The following is a 538-nucleotide window of genomic DNA, read 5'->3' as shown; positions in this document are numbered from 1 at the left end:
CAGAAGAATGAAGAGATAAGATTACCAGAGAAGACGGCCTCATTTATGGAATGGAGCAAGAAGCTGGAAGAATACGGCGAACAACTATCCGAAAAAGAGGAAACATATTGGAAGAAAATAAGCAGTAGCACAGAGACTGGAGTTAGAGGCGAAGGTTCGAAAGAACATGCTAGGGCAAGATATTCAAACTTTGTAGAATTCTCTGAANAGATAACGGAGAAACTGTTGAAGAAGTCCGGCGTAGCGTGTGGAGCAAGGGTCCATGAAGTGTTATTAAGTGGTATTGCCAAAGCAATTGGAAGAATGACTAGTCAACAGGAAGTGGCAATCAAACTAGAAGGACACGGAAGAGAAAGACTGCATGAGCCAATTGAGATTGATCGAACAATAGGATGGTTTACCAATGTATATCCAGTCATCTTTGATTGTATCGAAGATACTAGACGAAGCGTCATTGGGGCAAAAGAAGCCGTACGCAGTGTACCAAATGGTGGCCTCGGATACGGTATCCTTCAGCAATTAGGAGAAACATGCGAAG

1 protein-coding gene and 1 pseudogene are annotated in these 538 nt (G+C 42.8%); both read left to right on the top strand.

The window, feature by feature from the left end:
- Positions 1–45: 45 nt before the first annotated feature.
- A pseudogene (locus ABE34_RS25830) lies at positions 46–207 on the top strand (hypothetical protein); the annotation flags it as partial.
- Position 208: 1 nt separating this feature from the next.
- A partial coding sequence (locus ABE34_RS25075; protein ID WP_241756704.1) for a condensation domain-containing protein occupies positions 209–538 on the top strand: 330 nt, incomplete at both ends.

Origin of the sequence: Lysinibacillus sphaericus (genome assembly GCF_015844675.1) — a bacterium.
Lineage (GTDB): Bacteria > Bacillota > Bacilli > Bacillales_A > Planococcaceae > Lysinibacillus > Lysinibacillus sphaericus_E.
The sequence above is the reverse complement of the archived record's forward strand: the minus strand, read 5'-3'. Positions and strand labels throughout refer to the sequence as shown.